Source organism: Veillonella parvula (assembly GCF_018378075.1).
Taxonomy (GTDB): Bacteria; Bacillota; Negativicutes; order Veillonellales; family Veillonellaceae; genus Veillonella; species Veillonella parvula_K.
Genome location: NZ_JAGZYE010000002.1, coordinates 237,970 through 255,085 on the forward strand (window position 1 = coordinate 237,970; position 17,116 = coordinate 255,085).

At 39.6% G+C, this 17,116-nt stretch carries 13 protein-coding genes and 1 tRNA gene; 13 read left to right on the forward strand and 1 reads right to left on the reverse strand.

Annotated elements, in window-relative coordinates:
- Positions 1–31: 31 nt before the first annotated feature.
- The 11 genes from KH286_RS03840 to KH286_RS03890 all read left to right on the forward strand — a co-directional run bounded on the left by KH286_RS03840 (position 32) and on the right by KH286_RS03890 (position 13,172).
- Positions 32–988, forward strand: a complete 957-nt coding sequence (locus tag KH286_RS03840) for a DUF2232 domain-containing protein (RefSeq protein WP_021148697.1) — start codon at positions 32–34, stop codon at positions 986–988.
- Between the two features lie 19 nt (positions 989–1,007).
- Positions 1,008–3,035 (forward strand): DHH family phosphoesterase, encoded by a 2,028-nt coding sequence (locus KH286_RS03845; protein ID WP_004698232.1) that lies wholly within the window; start codon positions 1,008–1,010, stop codon positions 3,033–3,035.
- Positions 3,032–3,478, forward strand: coding sequence for a 50S ribosomal protein L9 (gene rplI / locus KH286_RS03850; protein ID WP_004694699.1), 447 nt, complete (start codon positions 3,032–3,034; stop codon positions 3,476–3,478). The genes KH286_RS03845 and rplI overlap by 4 nt, the downstream gene beginning before the upstream one ends.
- Before the next feature lie 69 nt (positions 3,479–3,547).
- Positions 3,548–4,906 carry a replicative DNA helicase gene (gene dnaB / locus KH286_RS03855; RefSeq protein WP_008714774.1) on the forward strand — a complete coding sequence of 453 codons (1,359 nt, stop codon included), beginning with the start codon at positions 3,548–3,550 and terminating at the stop codon, positions 4,904–4,906.
- 210 nt (positions 4,907–5,116) lie between these two features.
- Positions 5,117–5,536: a hypothetical protein gene (locus tag KH286_RS03860; RefSeq protein ID WP_239649300.1), complete on the forward strand. Its 420-nt coding sequence runs from the start codon at positions 5,117–5,119 to the stop codon at positions 5,534–5,536.
- A gap of 223 nt (positions 5,537–5,759) precedes the next feature.
- Positions 5,760–7,043 carry a DNA repair protein gene (locus tag KH286_RS03865; protein ID WP_278471986.1) on the forward strand — a complete coding sequence of 428 codons (1,284 nt, stop codon included), beginning with the start codon at positions 5,760–5,762 and terminating at the stop codon, positions 7,041–7,043.
- A gap of 56 nt (positions 7,044–7,099) precedes the next feature.
- Positions 7,100–7,426 carry a YolD-like family protein gene (locus KH286_RS03870; RefSeq protein WP_004694706.1) on the forward strand — a complete coding sequence of 109 codons (327 nt, stop codon included), beginning with the start codon at positions 7,100–7,102 and terminating at the stop codon, positions 7,424–7,426.
- A 172-nt stretch (positions 7,427–7,598) separates the two neighbouring features.
- The gene (locus KH286_RS03875) at positions 7,599–9,131 is read left to right on the forward strand and encodes a glycine betaine ABC transporter substrate-binding protein (RefSeq protein ID WP_156697309.1); all 1,533 of its coding nucleotides are present in this window, start codon (positions 7,599–7,601) and stop codon (positions 9,129–9,131) included.
- Positions 9,132–9,386: 255 nt separating this feature from the next.
- A complete protein-coding gene (locus KH286_RS03880; protein WP_004698110.1) occupies positions 9,387–11,516 on the forward strand; it encodes a heavy metal translocating P-type ATPase in 2,130 nt (709 codons plus the stop codon).
- Between the two features lie 445 nt (positions 11,517–11,961).
- Complete coding sequence (locus KH286_RS03885; RefSeq protein ID WP_004694714.1) at positions 11,962–12,915, forward strand: magnesium transporter CorA family protein; 954 nt, start codon at positions 11,962–11,964, stop codon at positions 12,913–12,915.
- A gap of 168 nt (positions 12,916–13,083) precedes the next feature.
- Positions 13,084–13,172: transfer RNA gene (locus tag KH286_RS03890), tRNA-Ser, on the forward strand.
- Between the two features lie 640 nt (positions 13,173–13,812).
- On the opposite strand, the gene dinD is transcribed toward KH286_RS03890, so the two are convergent.
- Positions 13,813–14,658, reverse strand: a complete 846-nt coding sequence (gene dinD / locus KH286_RS03895) for a DNA damage-inducible protein D (protein ID WP_077707761.1) — start codon at positions 14,656–14,658, stop codon at positions 13,813–13,815.
- A 243-nt stretch (positions 14,659–14,901) separates the two neighbouring features.
- On the opposite strand from dinD, the gene KH286_RS03900 reads away from it, so the two are divergent.
- Positions 14,902–16,128, forward strand: coding sequence for an MFS transporter (locus tag KH286_RS03900; RefSeq protein ID WP_278617626.1), 1,227 nt, complete (start codon positions 14,902–14,904; stop codon positions 16,126–16,128).
- 153 nt (positions 16,129–16,281) lie between these two features.
- The gene (locus KH286_RS03905) at positions 16,282–16,830 is read left to right on the forward strand and encodes an SGNH/GDSL hydrolase family protein (RefSeq protein WP_077707759.1); all 549 of its coding nucleotides are present in this window, start codon (positions 16,282–16,284) and stop codon (positions 16,828–16,830) included.
- The last annotated feature ends 286 nt before the right edge of the window (positions 16,831–17,116 follow it).

Here is a 17,116-nt window from a genome sequence, read left to right on the forward strand (position 1 = left end):
AATATATCTTCTTATGTAAGAATGGTGATTTATGAATAAAACAAATACAAGAGCGATGGTAGAAACTGCGTTTGTTAGTGCTATAGGTGTTATGCTAGGTGCTATCAGTGTATATGTGCCTGGTTTCGCTTTTTTAGCATTTTTGGTTACGCCTGCAGCGATTGGAATAATTGGAACAAAATGGGGCCGCAAGTATAGTATATCGGCAGCCGTTATTACTACATTTTTGTCAGTAGTGTTATTCGGACCATGGAATGGATTGGCCGTAGGGTTATTTTCTGTTGTAGGCGTAGGGGTTGGAGAAGGCAATCGTCTTTCGTTGGGAACGATTAAACGGTTACTACTTCCTAGTATTGCCATGTTTATTGCTGTATTAGTTAGCCTAATTTCACAAGTATATATATCTGGTATTGACTTATCAATGATAGATACTCAAATAACTGAACAAGCTCGTACATTAGCAGAACAGGCGTTACAAACAAATCCTAATATGACACAAGAGCAAGCGGATTTATTCTTAGAAAGAATGAATAAGCTTACTGCTTCTTTGAAGGATATGTTTTTTGTAGCTGTGGCAATAGCCGCAGTAGCATATAGTTATGTAACAATTCAGATATCTATATGGTTAGGCAAGCGATTACATATTTCCATACCTCGATTTTTACCGATTGAAGAATGGAAGATGCCTATTTGGAGTGCTGGTTTATATGCACTTGGTATCATTGGGATTTATGGCGCTCCACATATTAATATGGAGTCTTCATGGATTACAACTATTAGTAATAATTTAGTTCTTCTTGGTAGTTCTATGTGTTCTGTTCATGGCTTTGCTGCTTTAGCAGATTTAATGAGTAGTTATCGCATGAGTAATAAATTGAAGTGGATATTACTTGGTGTATATGCCTTCTTCTTTGGACAAGCACTAGCGATATTTGGTGTTATAGATATGTTTTTAGATTTACGGACACGTTACAAAGCGCGTCAATAGTAATAGAAAGGAGGCCGTTATGAAATCCTTTCAACGGAGATGGAAAGGTTTAGAAATTACCATTGTTGCCGTTCTCGTATTATTGCTATTATTGTTGGCCTATTTAAATTGGGCTATTGCAATTTTAGCATTAATCATTGTAGTAGCGGCGTATTTGGTTAATTATAATACCCTTCATAACCGGCGTCGTTTAGCAAGAGAACAGTTTAGTGCGATGATGAAAAACGTCACACAAGCTTCTAATTTTGCTTTACAAAATTTGCCAATGGGGATTGTTCTTGTTAATAAGCAAGGCACATTGGTGTGGAATAATAGTGTTTTCGCTGACTGGGTTAAGGTGGATTGGAATAAGCTCCAAAAAATGTCTGCTTTGTTGCCTGGTTTCCGTATCGATAAAATCTGGGGTAAGTCCGGATATATGACGGAAAAATATGAAAATCGATACTTCCAAATTATTTATAAATTTATCGATCCTCGGGATACGCGATCAGATATTGATAGTGAAGATGAACTTGCGGAACATGCAGTGATGGCATTGTACTTTAAGGACATTACTGACCTAGAAAAGGCCCGTATTAAAGCGGAAGAGGGACAGCCTGTATGGGGCATGATTCAGATTGATAATCTCGAAGAATTGACAAAAGGTCTTAGTGATCGTGAGTATACTAGTATTTGGACAGATATAAATAATATCATCATGGATGAAATTGACCGCTACGAAGGTTTTATTCGTAACTTCCAAGATGATATGTATACCTTTGCCATTTCTCGTGGTGCGCTTCATGAGATGGAGGAAGACGGGTTTAAAGTGCTCGAACGAATCCGTAAAGTACCTTCTCCGCGTCAAGTACCAGCTACGATTTCTATTGGTATTAGTGAAAATGTAGGTTCTGTGAAAGATGTATCTGGCCGTGCTCGTGCAGCCTTAGATATTGCATTAGGTCGCGGTGGTGACCAAGTGTGTATTATGGATGGTGAAAGTACGCGCTTCTTTGGCGGTAATACGGCAGGCGTTGAGAAGAATACGCGCGTTCGTGCTCGTGTTGTATCTCAAGCGATACATGAGCTTATGATTGATTCTGATAAGATCCTTATCATGGGGCATCAGCGCGAAGACTATGATGCCTTAGGTGGCATTATCGGTGTAGCAGCCATTGCTCGAGCACTTGGTAAAGACGTGCGCATTGCGCTTTCAAAAGAAACTAGCGCCATCGATAAAATGGTGAATGTTCTTAACGAGTCAGAGTTCTGGAAAGAGAATATTATTACTGCAGAAGCTGCAAGAGTATGGGTAGATGCGAATACGCTCACTGTCGTGTGTGATACGCATCGTCAGGAAATGGTGGCGGCTCAAGAGGCGCTTGAAATTTCTGAACGACGCATCGTTATCGACCATCACCGTCGTGCAGCGGACTTTGTAGAAAATCCATTACTTACCTATTTGGAACCATCTGCATCGTCTACATCTGAGCTCGTAACAGAGCTTGTACAATATGCAGGTGTTCCTGTGAAACTTTCAAAAGCGGAAGCTACAGGCATTTATGCAGGTATCGTATTAGATACGAAGAACTTTGTTCAACAAACTGGTGCGCGTACCTTTGAGGCTGCAGCATTTTTGCGCCGTGCAGGAGCGGATATCGACAGAGTTAAACAATTGTTTATTGAAACTTTCGATTCTATCCAATTGCGTGCTAAAATGGTATTTGAAGCAAGTCGTACTGAAGGGATTGCTATTTCCGTAGCGCCTGAAGGTTTGAAGGATATGATGGCGTTGGCTGCACAAAGTGCGGACATGCTCATTAGTAATGAAGATATTGAAGCAGCTTTTGTACTATATTCCCTAAATGATGGCGGTATCGGCGTCAGCGCTCGATCCAAAGGCAAGGTGAACGTACAAGTTGTAATGGAAGCCTTGGGTGGTGGCGGTCATAGAACTGTGGCTGGTGCTCAATTACAAGGTATGACCATAGAGGAAGCGAAGCAGGCCATTTTGGAGCATGCTCTTGATGCGCTTCATTCCGTAGAACAAGAGGAGGAACAACAATGAAAGTAGTATTGTTAGAAGACGTTAAAAAAGTTGGTAAAAAGGGCGAAATCGTTGAAGTTAGCGACGCATATGGTCGTAATGTATTGATCAAAAAAGGCCTCGGCCTTGAAGGTACAGCAACTAACGTAAATAATGCGAAACAAAAACAAGAATCCATTGCTCATAATAAAGCCGTTGCAAATGACGAAGCTAAGATCTTGGCAGCTCAATTGACTAAGGTTGAAGTAACTGTAAAAGTTCGTATGGGCGAAGAAGGCCGTGTATTCGGATCCGTTACTGCTAAAGATATTTCCGATGCTGCTAAAGCTCAATACAAAGTAGATATCGATAAAAAGAAAATCGAAATTAAAGAACCATTGAAAACATTGGGCGTACATGACGTATTAGTTCGTGTTCATCCTGAAATTACAAGTACTATCAAGGTTAATGTAGTAGCCGAATAATAGTATTCACCATGCTCTTTGAGTATGGTGAATTCTTTTATCCATAGTGGTTGTGTGAAGGGGATTATCATGGATGTACGCATTCCACCGCATAATCTAGATGCGGAAAAGGCCGTTTTGGGGGCTTTATTAACTAATGGATCCAATATGGGTGCCGTTGTAGATACGGTGACGAGTATTCTTAAATCTGAAGATTTTTACCGAGATGCACATCGTATTATTTACGATGCTATTCTAGAAATCGTGCATGCCAATAAGACGGCTGACTTTATCACAGTTGGTGAAGAACTAGACCGTCGTAAGCGCCTTGATGCAGTAGGTGGTCTTGCTTATATTACATCTCTTGCGAATGAATCGGTTTCCTACAATGTAGAGGAACATGCGAAAATCATCAGCGAGAAAGCTCAGTTGCGCCGCCTCATCGATGCAGGGAATAAAATCGTAGGCATGACGTATGCTGGCGAAGATGAGCCGACGGCAATCCTCAATAAGGCAGAGCAAATGGTGCTAGACGTAAGCGGTCAAACTCAGTCTGAATCCTCCTTTGCAGCTATTGGTGAAGTGGTTTTATCTAATCTAGATAAACTTAATGCACTGCAACAGCATGATGGTGCTATTACAGGTGTGCCAACAGGCTTTAAAGATGTGGACCATATTTTCAACGGCTTACAAAAATCTGACCTCATCCTCGTAGCGGCTCGTCCTGCGATGGGGAAAACAGCTTTCACCTTGAACATTGCTCAAAACGTAACGATGTTGTACGACAAGACGGTGGCGTTCTTTTCCCTGGAAATGGGCAAGGAACAGCTCGTTGGTCGTATTTTGTCCTCCGTGGCAGGTGTGAGCTCTGAAAAATTGCGCCGTGCGAACATGGATCCTGCTGACTGGGAAAAGGTTATTGCCGCAGCGGATCGCATGAGTAAATCCAAGCTCTTTATCGATGATACGCCGGGTCTTACCGTACAAGATATGCGCTCTAAATTGCGCCGTCTCAAGGTGGAACATGGCCTCGATCTCGTTATCGTCGATTATATTCAGTTGATGCAAGGTCGAAATGCTGGTAAGGGCAGTGAAAATCGTCAACAAGAGGTGTCCGAAATCTCTCGTAATCTTAAACTGATTGCTCGTGAATTTAACGTACCGGTTATCGCTTTGTCTCAGTTATCTCGTAGTGTTGAAAGCAGACCAGATAAACGGCCTGTACTTTCGGACCTTCGTGAATCTGGTTCCCTCGAGCAAGATGCGGATATCGTTATCTTCTTGTACCGCGATAAATATTACGATGAAAACTCCGAAAAAGGGGACAATGCAGAAGTCCTTATTCGTAAACATCGTAATGGCTCCATCGGTACCGTAGAACTCCAATTCGTTGGAGAATTAACACAATTTAGAGACGTAGAATTCCGAGACTTAGGGCCGGAACAATAATGAAAACTATCGTGGGGGTGCCCTATATTGATGGGGCCCCATAACACAGCTACATTTTAATTAAAAAGAAAGGACTATACTTCTTTGCTCCTCGTGACCTGATGTCGCTGCATAAGTATAGTCCTTTCTTTTTATCACTGTAGATATGAAGGTGTCCCATCAATATAGTGGCACTCGATAGTTTTCGTTGTATTGTTGGGAGAGGAGCGTATGATGGTTAGAGGTACTGAGTTTTTTGTGTTTTACTTCTTTTGTGTGGCTCTTGGGTTAATAATTAGTGGGTTGTATTTAATTATCAAACGATTTTTATTACGTCGCAATGGAACTCCAGTAACGATTGTGTCTATACTTCCACGAGTTACAAAGGAAATACCATTTAGAGTGATTGGTGCGGATAGATATATTTATGGTTATGATATTAAGTATATTTTGAATGGTGAAACTCATACTGCTGAGAGTGTAGAGTTTTATATTCCTTTTGCACCAACCAGTGGACCTATGGTTCAATTTAGTCCGACAGGTGTGCTTGCAAAAAATGGAGAAGTAAGTATAGATAATGTGACGATAACTATTGAGTATGGCGCTGTTTCAATTGTATTAGGGGGATTAGTGTTATTAAGTTTGTTTTGATAGAAATAAATTAGCTATCTTTAATAGTTTGTTAAACATATGGCATCTAACATTAGATTATATATCTAGTGTTAGGTGCTTTTTATTTTTCTATAAAATTACCTTTATAAAGACAAACATATGTTTGAAAATACTGCGAATTTTTGTTATACTAGTCATACAAATTCTTGTGTTCTTAATTTTTGTAAAAGCTAGTTGTTTAGCGCTTTAGGGAGGTGTTTGTATGGGTTCAGCTGATACGGATCGGCTGTATATGTGTATTGATTTGAAGTGTTTTTACGCATCTGTAGAATGCGCCGATTTGGGACTGGATCCGTTTACAACACCTTTGGTGGTGGCCGATGGTTCTCGTGGCAAGGGGGCTATTACGTTGGCTATTTCTCCAGCCTTAAAAAAGTTAGGTGTTAAAAATCGCAGCCGATTATTTCAGATTCCACCGCATATTGAGTATTTGACGGTGAAGCCACATATGAAGCGGTATATGCAGGTATCTGCTGAGATTTATGGAACCTTGCTCAAGTATGTGGCGCCCGAAGATGTACATGTGTACTCTATCGACGAGTATTTCATCGATATCACGCCTTATTTGCCATTATATAAAAAGACGCCTCGTCAGTTGGCGCAGATGTTGCTTGATGCGGTGCTAGCGGCAACGAAGATTTATGCCACCGTTGGGATTGGAACGAATTTGTTTCTCGCCAAGATTGCCCTCGATATTTTGGCGAAACATGCACCTGATTTTATAGGTTATCTTGATGAAAGCCTTTTTAAAGAGAAAATTTGGTATCATCAGCCCTTGACCGATATATGGCAGATTGGTAAGGGCATAGCTAATCGTTTGCATAAGTATGGTGCTTATGATTTACATGGTATTACCATGATTCCAGAAGCGAAGTTGTACAAGGAGTTTGGCATTAATGCAGAGCTCATCATTGACCATGCTTGGGGCCGTGAGCCTTGTACGATTGCGGATATCCATGCGTATCGCCCCATTAAGCACTCTATCTCGCACAGTCAGATTTTGTTGCGCAATTATACCTATGAAGAGGCATGCGTGCCTATGCGTGAAATGGTAGAGTCCTTGGTGTTAGAGCTTTTACAAATTAAAGGGGTTACAAATCATATCTATGTTCATATCGGCTATGCTAATGAAATGATGCGCTCTACAGGAGGTTCTAAAAAGCTTAAGCAGTATACAGATTCTCTACAGACCTTGACGACGGCGGTTATTAAATTATACGAGCAGCATTGCCATAAGAATGAGCTCATACGGCGTATAGGGGTCAGCTTTGAGGATTTAGTCAATCGATCCGCCATACCTCAAGAGGTGGACCTATTTAGCACTCTTACTACAAATGAAGAGGAAAAAGAGCGACAGGTACAAGAGGCTATGCTATCCATTAAGAAACAGTTTGGTAAGAATTCTATTTTGCGTGCCTCTAGTTTACAAGAGGAAGGAACCATGCGCTTTAGAAATACCTTGGTAGGCGGTCATAATGGGGAATAGATATTATAATGGATACATTGGAAATACATTAGTCGCGTAAGGGGAGGTATACATTAATGAAACATCGCATGTCTCGGTTACAGCGAGCAAAACAATTTATGCCCTTTGCGGCATTGAGGGGATTTGAAGCGTTATTAGCCGCTGTAGCAAAGCCAAAAGAAAATCGGGCAGAGTTATCAGAGGATCAAATAGACGAGTTAAATACAGTTTTACAATCTGTACGTTGTGGGGAGTGGGTACGAATCGTTTACTACAACAAACGAAAATATACGGAACTTATAGGAGCTGTTGATATGATTAGTGAGCAATTACAAATTCTATCTGTACAAGGAACTGTTATTCCTTTCAGATATATTAAAGAGCTAAACTTGTATGATATATAAATATAAATGATGGCTTTTACTGTGTATGGTAAATAGACTAGAGTTAAGAAATAATTAGGTATACAATAGTATCATGGGTAAATATAGCTTTATAAAGATTTCTTTAGTTTTGTTGACTCTAATATACCTATATAATTTTTCGTGTTTTTGACTTAGAAAGGCGGTGTATGTAATGCATGATGTCATATCATTACTTATAAATCGCTATGATTTTTTCCTCCAGCTATTATGGGAGCATATAGAAATTTCAGTATTAGCTTCTGTTATTGCTACCATCATCGGTGGCTTATTGGGTGTGTTTATATACGAATATAAACGGCTAGCTGCGCCAGTTATGGTAGTGGTTAATTTCCTATATACAATTCCATCTATATCGATGTTAGGCCTTTTGTTGTACGTATCAGGTGTTGGTAATACGACGGCTATCATTGCATTGGTTATATATGCTTTATTACCGATGGTACGAAATACATTTACTGGTCTTAACCAGATTGATCAAGCCATGTGTGAAGCGGGGATTGCATTAGGGCTCACGCGGATTCAACGTTTGTGGAATATAGAGATTCCTTTGGCTATGCCGACTATTATGGCTGGTATACGGACCATGCTCGTTATGACCATTGCCTTGACAGGTATTGCGTCCTTTATTGGTGCTGGTGGCTTAGGTGTAGCGATTTATAGGGGGATTACAACGAATCAAAGTGCTTTGACAATTGCAGGCAGTCTACTGATTGCCCTATTAGCCATTACCGTTGATGCTCTCTTTTCTTTAGGTGAAAGAGTAACGCGTATTAGCCCTCATATGAAGCGCTATACGATTATATTTGTTTCGATGATGATGATAATTGCGATGGGTATAGGTGGTTGGGCTATGTATTGCCGTCATGTGAAGACCGATGTTATTCATATTGCAACGAAACCCATGACGGAACAGCTTATTTTGGGGAATGTTTTAAAAGAATTGATCGAGAAGAAGACTGATTTAACCGTAGAGGTTACAGAAGGTGTCGGTGGTGGTACATCAAATATTCAACCAGCTATGCTTTCTGGCCAATTTGATATATATCCTGAATATACTGGTACAGCTTGGTCTGCTGTGCTAAAACGTACGGATACGTATGATGAAAGTCTATTTAATGAGCTTTCACAGGCCTATAAAGAGAAATATAATTTTGAGTGGGTCGGCATGTACGGTTTTAATAATACCTATGGCATAGGGGTGCGTAATGAAATTGCTCAGAGTTATGGCGTAAAAACGTATTCTGATCTTGCTCGTATAGCACCATCCCTAACATTAGGAGGGGAATATGATTTCTTTGGACGTGAAGATGGCTATGCTGGATTACAACGCGTGTATGGCATGAGATTTAAAGCTACTAAAGATATGGATATAGGGCTAAAATATACGGCTATTAGTCGTGATGAGGTGGATGTAATGCCGATATTCACGACTGATGGTCAATTAAGTATCGCACCGATTACGGTGTTACAAGATGATAAACATTTATATCCATCTTATATGTCTGGCAATGTGGTACGTAGCGAAGTATTGATTGCTCATCCTGAACTGCGCCCTGTATTAGAAAGTTTGAATCATACGATTACAGATCAAGAGATGGCGAAGATGAATTACGCCGTTGAAACGGAACATCAACTACCAGCTGATGTAGCACATAAATTCCTGGTAGAACGAAATTTGATATAAGGTGAATATAGTTAGAACTAAAGTAAATAAAATTTGATATATGTTGAATATGATTTTGTATTGACATTTAATCTCCTTTGATGTAATATAAACATATGAACAGGTATTCATATAAATAAAAATATCTGATGAAAAATGTTTAGGAACATATATAACAAGATATGAAACAAGATATGTCTAATAAGTATTAGAAAAATATTACCTATTAACTTACAATACAGGATAGAAGCGTTCACTATTATCAAAGGAGATATCATGGAAGAAACATTGTTATTGAAGGATTTGAACTGTCCGAACTGCGCAGCAAAAATTGAAGATCGTATCTGTAAAATGGATGTGGTAGAGACTGCCAATTTCACACTTGCTACACATCAATTAAAATTAACCGGCTCTTGGGAAGACCGTGAAGCTCTTAAACGTGACATTCAAGACATTTGTGATGCCATCGAAGAGGGCATAACCGTAGCAGATTATGAACGTAAATCCAAAGCGGCTATGGATGATCATGGTCCTGACCAGGATCGTGATGGTGATGCTGTAACAATTGCAGTCATCGTAGCAGGCTTGTTATTTATGATTTATGATGTTTTGTCATCCTTTGTCCCATCCATCAGCTTACCAGAGAGTATTGAAACTCCAATTTACTATGTTGCGTATATTCTTCTTGCGTTCCCAGTATTGCGCATCGCAGGTCGCAATATCTTAAAAGGCCAAGTGTTCGACGAGAACTTCTTGATGTCTATCGCTACATTGGGTGCTATTGCTATCGATGCATTGCCTGAGGCCGTAGGCGTTATCTTGTTCTACCGTATCGGTGAGTTCTTCGAAGAAAAAGCAACTGATCGTAGTCGTACAGAAATCATGAACGCTGTTGATATGCGTCCTCAAGAGGTGCGCGTTGTAGATACAGACTGCGGTGGTGAAATCGTAGTTATGGCTCCTGAAAAGGTTGAAGTAGGCTGGACTATCGAAGTTCGTCCTGGCGATTTAATTCCTCTAGACGGCACAGTGCTTGAAGGTGAAACACGCGTTAATACAGCACCTGTAACAGGTGAACCTGTACCTGTTCGCGCCGTACCTGGCACTCAACTTATGTCTGGTTGTATCAACGAATCTGGTCGCATTACAATGCGTGTAGATAAGGTTCTTGAAGAATCCATGGTTACTAAAATTCTTGATGCCGTGGAAAATGCAGCATCCTCTAAACCTAAAATCGACCGTTTCATTACTCGTTTTGCTCGCGTATACACACCAATCGTTGTAGCTTTTGCATTGGCTGTAGCTATCATCCCATCCCTTATTACTGGTGAATGGCATAAATGGATCTACACAGCCTTAACATTCCTCGTTATTTCTTGCCCATGTGCATTGGTGCTTAGCGTGCCACTTGCATTCTTCTCCGGTATCGGCAATGCGTCTAAACACGGTATCTTATTAAAAGGTGGTCGAGTTATCGAGGCGTTGGCTAATGTGAAAGCAGTAGCTCTTGATAAAACTGGTACTATCACATCTGGTGAGTTCAAAGTTCACAGCGTAGAAACTGTAGGCTCTCATGTAAGTTCCAGTCAATTGTTATCCATGGCGGCAGCTATCGAAGCCGTTTCTACACATCCAATCGCAACAAGCATCGTGTCTGAAGCAAAAGATCAAGGCCTTACAGTGGAACCTTCTGATTTCGTTCAAGAGTTAGCTGGTGAAGGTATGGTAGGTATGGCAGATGGTCAACAAGTACTTATTGGTAACCGTCGTCTTATGGAACGCTATAATGTGCAAGGCTATCCAACAGAAGCTGCTGAATATGGCACAGAAGTTCTTGTCGCAGAAGGTAATACATACTTAGGTCGTATCATCATCGCCGATGAAGCTCGCCCAGACTCTGCTGAAGCGATTGCTAATCTTAATGGTCAAGATATTAAAACTGTTATGCTTACAGGTGATGCTGAAGCAAGTGCAAATTACATTGCTAAAGAAACTGGCGTAAGTGCTGTACGTGCTCAGTTGTTGCCTCAAGATAAATTGTCTGTTGTACAAGATATTCGCTCTGAATATGGTCCAACTATGTTCGTAGGGGATGGCATCAACGATGCTCCAGTACTTGCAGGTGCTGATGTAGGTGGCGCGATGGGTAGTGGTGCTGATGCGGCTATCGAGGCGGCAGATGTTGTGTTCATGCGTCCATCCTTGACTGCCATTGCACATATCCTAGACTTGTCCAAAGCAACATTGCGTGTTGCTTGGCAAAATGTAGTATTCGCTATTGCCGTTAAAATTCTTATCATGGCGCTAGGCCTTATGGGCTATGCATCCATGTGGTGGGCGGTATTCGGTGATACTGGCGTATCCATTCTTTGTATTTTGAACTCTATTCGTATCTTGCGCCGTTAATTTGGTGAAAGTAATCTTATAGATTAATGCAGAAATATAACAAATGACATGATTCTGATTTGACAGAGTAGGATAAAACAAATAACCTCTATATTAGCGATAAGCTAGTATAGAGGTTATTTTTATAAGATTTAACCTAATGATATATTGCTGATTATTTGTTTGCATACTTACTCACTGTAAGTTTTAGTGGTTTAATCTTTTGGTGGATTTTTTAGTTTAGCAGCTTTATTAATCTATGTGCTCGCTAGATTTTTTGGTAGATTTGATAAAAGGATGTTTTGAGATGCTTTTAACATATACAATTGTGCATTGTTAATAGACATAAAGTGATTTATGTATATACTACATAAACAAAACTTTCACAATTGAATTGAATAATAGCTATAAAATAGTATATAATTTATTAGATGATTACTATATGTTCGTTGAAAGGAGGGATAGCATGATCACGGTGTACAAACACATAGAAGAAGAGTTAGTTTCGGACTGCACTGTATCAGATGCCACAAAAGGTTCTTGGGTAAATTTGGTGAACCCAGACCCCGATGAGTTGTCCCTCATCAATATTTTGACGGAAATTCCAACGGACGTTTTAAAGACCGCCCTCGATATGGAAGAACGTTCTCACGTGGAGTTAGAGGACAACTATATTTTCGTGGTTATCAACATTCCTGCGATTCGCGGTAATGATATGTACGATACGGTGCCGCTCGGTATCTTTTTGACGCCTGACTTCTTCATTACTGTATGTCTTGAAGAATCCGAGGTGTTGTATCCGTTCATTTCAAACCAACTGTCTACATTCTATACATATAAAAAGACGCGGTTCTTGTTCCAAATCTTGTACCGTACAGCCACATTGTTCTTACGTTATTTGCAACAAATTAATCGCCGTACCGACGATATTGAAGTTCAGTTGCGTCATACAACGAAGAATAAAGACTTCTTCCAACTATTGGAATTACAGAAATCCATGACATACTTTACCTCTGCGTTGCGTACGAATGGAACTGTTATGGAACGCCTATTGCGCTTGCGTGGTCACAGCACTTATAGACATTTGCTCAAGATGTACGAAGAGGATGAAGATTTACTAGAGGACGTTATCATCGAGAATAAACAGGCCATCGAGATGGTTGAAATGTATTCCAATATCTTGATGAACATGATGAACGCCTTCACATCTATCATCTCTAACAACCTCAACATGGTTATGAAAATGTTGGCGGCCCTTACGATTACTTTGGCGGTGCCCACAATCATATTCAGTCTGTGGGGAACGAATGTGGCGTTGCCGTTCCAGGATGATCCGAATGGATTCTACGAAGTAGTAGGTATTTCCGTGGTGTGTTCCATCATTGCTATCATAGGCATGTGGAAAAAAGACCTATTCTAGCATATATGACAAATAACTAAAAGATTAGGGCAATACTAAATGTTAAATACAAATGAAAAAGCTGGCTGCAAGTCGGCTTTTTTGCTTGCTTATGTATTATATTATTGCTTCTTTACGTATTACGTTATTGCTTATTATTAGGTCAATTTGATATAATAGTACCGTTATGGAGAGGTGTCCGAGTGGTTTAAGGAGCTGGTCTTGAAAACCAGTGACTCCGCAAGGGGCCGTGGGTTCGAATCCCACCCTCTCCGCCACCAATACATACAACTATCACAGATTATAACAAATTGTAACGAACTACAACAAACACAGTAAAAATAAAGGTTTATAATGATATTATGGAGTTGGAATTATAACGAATTGTAACGAATTATAACACAATTTTGCCACCATTTTGCCACCAAAAGAATAAAATAATTTGCCCCCATTGTATGCAGTATGTAATGGGGGCATTTTATTTATATTCTATAAACTAACACTAAAATGTACTGTCAAAATCTATCTTATCTTGAACAAAGTTAACAAATACCTTCTCAAAATTATTCATAAAATCACTCCAGTTTTTGGAAATTCTCATGATTGCAATGACTTGCATAAGGTGGTCATGTAAATCACGTTGACCAATGTCGTTAGTTAAATGTTGATGGCGGGGTGCTTTTAACATGAATTTATATCTTATTTATATGAGTAATTAATAAAGATACGCTTTGATAATATATTGACTATAAAAGCATTGATAGATAGATTTATCAAAATTATCTTTCGTATATACATGAAGTTTTTCTTTAAGTTTTGGCAATGGTTTATAACATTTGATACAAGTAAGTCTATTGCTTTTTGATATATATGCCAGTATAGCAAATGTTTTTAATGGCAATTGTATGGGGAAAGAGATTATTTTTTTTCTAACTTTTTCTGTTCTTTTTCTAATTGTTTAATACTTTTTGGTGGAGTAGGTAGGTCTTCAGGCATAGTACCACCTAATTCTTTAATTGTTTGACGCACTTTTGCACCGACTTCTCGATGCGCTATGTTTGCATTTTCTTTACCTTGAATATTATCGCGACGTAATTTGCCTTCTGTTTGTGTTAATCTAAACAAATTGGCCGCTAATTCCTCACTTCCCATATGATCTAATATTTTTTGTGAAGGTTTCAGCCCTTTTCGCTTATGGATTTCCTTGTTACCTAAGCCACCATATAAACCTTGATAGCCTGAGTTATGGAATTTAGCAAAGTCCTGAGGTGTTTCAACTCCTGCATTATTGGCTGCTTCTGATAATGCTGTATTATGTTCCTTTATATCTTGCCTGATTAGTAATCGACGTTCATCCTCGGACAAGGATATAAATTGTTCTTGCATTTCACGTTCATGAGTTTTAACTGCAAAATAGGTTTGGGCCTGTGCGATAACCGATTTTTTTGAATCGCCATTCATCGCTATCAGGTAACAAGCATATCTAGATAATACAATATCTTGTATCTCTCTATTAGCAACCCCAACATGTACTATTTTCCCGACGTCGGCAAAATGGTCGGAAATAGATAATTCGCTATTTTGACAAGCTATTTTGGCTTTTTCAATAACATTTAAGAAGTTATCCCATTTTGTATATTCTAAAATAGCTTGTAAATCTCGTGCATACCAAAATTCATTTCCATTAGCATCAATTTGTTTGATAGAGTCGAAAGAGTTTTCAGTATTATTGCCTATGGGCCGAATATCATTAAAGAAAAACATAATACAATCTCCTATGCGGGTAATTACAGATTAGTAATATTTTTAGCATCTATAGTTATATTGCTGGAGATACTAAATTATACTATGAATATTAACAACAAAGACTCTTTATTGCTTTCAGTATAGCATAGGTGAAAGCAAATGAGAATTGACGATAGAGAGAATAGTTTTATGTAGCCAATCTTTACTCACTATGATATGCTATCGATATATTTATTAGATATTCTGTAGAAAGGAGCTCGTATGAATCGACTTAGTTTCTCGCGAACTCAAATATTAATTCTCCTTAGCGTGTGGCTCACGTTCTTGTTGAGCTTTGTTATGCGCTTGTCTTGGGCATCTGTTATGCCTATCCTCAATGAGGCATTGCATTTTACAGCTAAAATGGGGTCTCAACATATTTCGGCCTTTTACTTTGGTTATGCGTTAACGGTATTACCATGCGGTATTTTAGCCGATAGAATCGGTTATAGACGTACTATCTTGTTTAGTTTGATTGGTATGGCTGCTGTAACGGCTTTGATGAGTACCATTACAGACTATAACATGGCTTGGGGCTTGCGCTTCTTGTTAGGCGTTATGTCTGGTCCTGTACAAGCTTCTTGTTTGAGTGCTATCGGCGATCACTTCGGTCCGAACCAACGGGGTGCGGCCGTAGGTATCTTCATGAGTTGTACCTCCTTTGGTATTACTACGGTAAACCTTTACGCACCTTATGTGGCTACACATTACGGTTGGCAAACTGCATTCCTTGCTACAGCCATCTTGCCGTTGGTAGTACTCGTATTATGTTACTTCACGGTGCGTAAGCCGAGTGCAGAAATTCTCGCACAACGAGAAGCAGAGGCTTCCGAAGCGGCTGCTAAGCTTGGCGTAGGACAAACGTCTTTAGTAGAAAACTTGAAGCATATCGTTTCTAACCGTAACATTCGTTGCTTGGCGATTGCGGGATTCTTCGCAACAGGTACGACTTGGGGCGTAACACAATGGGCGAACTTATACATGGTTAAACAATTAGGTGTAACGGCTATCTATGCAGGCCAGGTCATGAGCGTGTTCGGTACGGCTGCGCTAATTGCGAAACCAACGATCGGTATTTTATCTGATATCTTACCAATTAAGAAGAACCATTTAGCGGCTCTCGTTATGTTCTTGTTTGGGCCAGCTTTAATTTTGTTTGCAAGCACGTCAAATCCAAATATGCTCTTTATAACAGGTCCGATTCTTGGTATTGGGGCCTTCATGCATAGTGCGTTGACCAATGCTCTCGTAGTTCAATCTGCAGCACCTCATTTGCGCGGTACTACAGCGGGCTTTGTAAACTTGTTTAACCAAATTGGTGCACTCTTGGCACCACTTCTCTTGGGCAATGTCCTTGTCATGACGGGTAGCTACCAAATGTCTTTGATGTCTATCGCTATAGCTCCTATTATTGGTGCATGTGCATTATTCTTTATTCGTCTTAAATAATATAAATGGATCCGTACATGAATTGCTCTTCTAAAAATTGCGTCTAATTGGAGGGCAGATCAAAACGGATCCTTTTTTGTAATTAATATGTATATTGTGTATGGTATTCTTTTATTATATGATTAAGTCATAGTACAGGAGGGAGGGGTGAAGATGGGAATCATCTGTTTTGGCGATAGCATTACGCGTGGCTATGATGTGCCCTATGGACGCGGTTGGGTCGAAATCTGTGATGCATCCATAGAGGGTGTTAATTTTACAAACTACGGTGAAGATGGCTGCTCCGTACAGGGTATGATTTATAATATTGAAAATTGGGCGGTTACTGCTGTATCCGATCCAACACGTCATATTTTCTTGATGTGTGGCACTAACGATATTTTACAAGGTCGAGATAGTACCTATGTGTACAAGACTTTGGTCAAAGCTATTGAGCTAGCTAGTACAAAAGGGACGGTAATCATCGGTTTAGAAACTCAAATTGATAGCGATATGGACGGATTGGATCTGGTTGTACGAGAGGTTAATGAACAGCTAAAAGCTTACGCAGAGGCGCATAATATTAAAGTTATAGATTTCTATACTACCTTGTTTGAAGCAGATCAAATTGGACAAATTGTCTTTGCCGGAGAGGTTCATCCCAACGAGCGTGGTTATCGATTAATGGCGTATAAGGCATTAGAGGTCTTTACGCGATTATAACGGAGCTATAATAGAACTGGAACGGGATTATAATACAACGTAATATAAAGAACATAAAAACTCCCCTAATGAGTTGCCTCATTGGGGGAGTTAGTGATTGTACGCCGAATAGGCATGACTAAACCCCCAGTTAAACTGGGGGTCAGTAAAATTTCTTAGAGAAAAGGAAAGAACCTCCTAGTGCTAAAATGGAGTTGGTCTGGCAACCACAACATTTCAACATAGGAGGTTCAATGTCAATGAATGACGTAAAAAGCTTATCACATAGTAAATGGAGATGTAAATA

Excerpts from the sequence above, each read along its gene's own strand:
- KH286_RS03840 (WP_021148697.1), top strand. The coding sequence starts at position 32 with ATGAATAAAACAAATACAAGAGCGATGGTAGAAACTGCGTTTGTTAGT.
- KH286_RS03845 (WP_004698232.1), top strand. The coding sequence starts at position 1,008 with ATGAAATCCTTTCAACGGAGATGGAAAGGTTTAGAAATTACCATTGTT.
- rplI (WP_004694699.1), top strand. The coding sequence starts at position 3,032 with ATGAAAGTAGTATTGTTAGAAGACGTTAAAAAAGTTGGTAAAAAGGGC.
- dnaB (WP_008714774.1), top strand. The coding sequence starts at position 3,548 with ATGGATGTACGCATTCCACCGCATAATCTAGATGCGGAAAAGGCCGTT.
- KH286_RS03860 (WP_239649300.1), top strand. The coding sequence starts at position 5,117 with ATGATGGTTAGAGGTACTGAGTTTTTTGTGTTTTACTTCTTTTGTGTG.
- KH286_RS03865 (WP_278471986.1), top strand. The coding sequence starts at position 5,760 with ATGGGTTCAGCTGATACGGATCGGCTGTATATGTGTATTGATTTGAAG.
- KH286_RS03870 (WP_004694706.1), top strand. The coding sequence starts at position 7,100 with ATGAAACATCGCATGTCTCGGTTACAGCGAGCAAAACAATTTATGCCC.
- KH286_RS03875 (WP_156697309.1), top strand. The coding sequence starts at position 7,599 with ATGCATGATGTCATATCATTACTTATAAATCGCTATGATTTTTTCCTC.
- KH286_RS03880 (WP_004698110.1), top strand. The coding sequence starts at position 9,387 with ATGGAAGAAACATTGTTATTGAAGGATTTGAACTGTCCGAACTGCGCA.
- KH286_RS03885 (WP_004694714.1), top strand. The coding sequence starts at position 11,962 with ATGATCACGGTGTACAAACACATAGAAGAAGAGTTAGTTTCGGACTGC.
- dinD (WP_077707761.1), bottom strand. The coding sequence starts at position 14,658 with ATGTTTTTCTTTAATGATATTCGGCCCATAGGCAATAATACTGAAAAC.
- KH286_RS03900 (WP_278617626.1), top strand. The coding sequence starts at position 14,902 with ATGAATCGACTTAGTTTCTCGCGAACTCAAATATTAATTCTCCTTAGC.
- KH286_RS03905 (WP_077707759.1), top strand. The coding sequence starts at position 16,282 with ATGGGAATCATCTGTTTTGGCGATAGCATTACGCGTGGCTATGATGTG.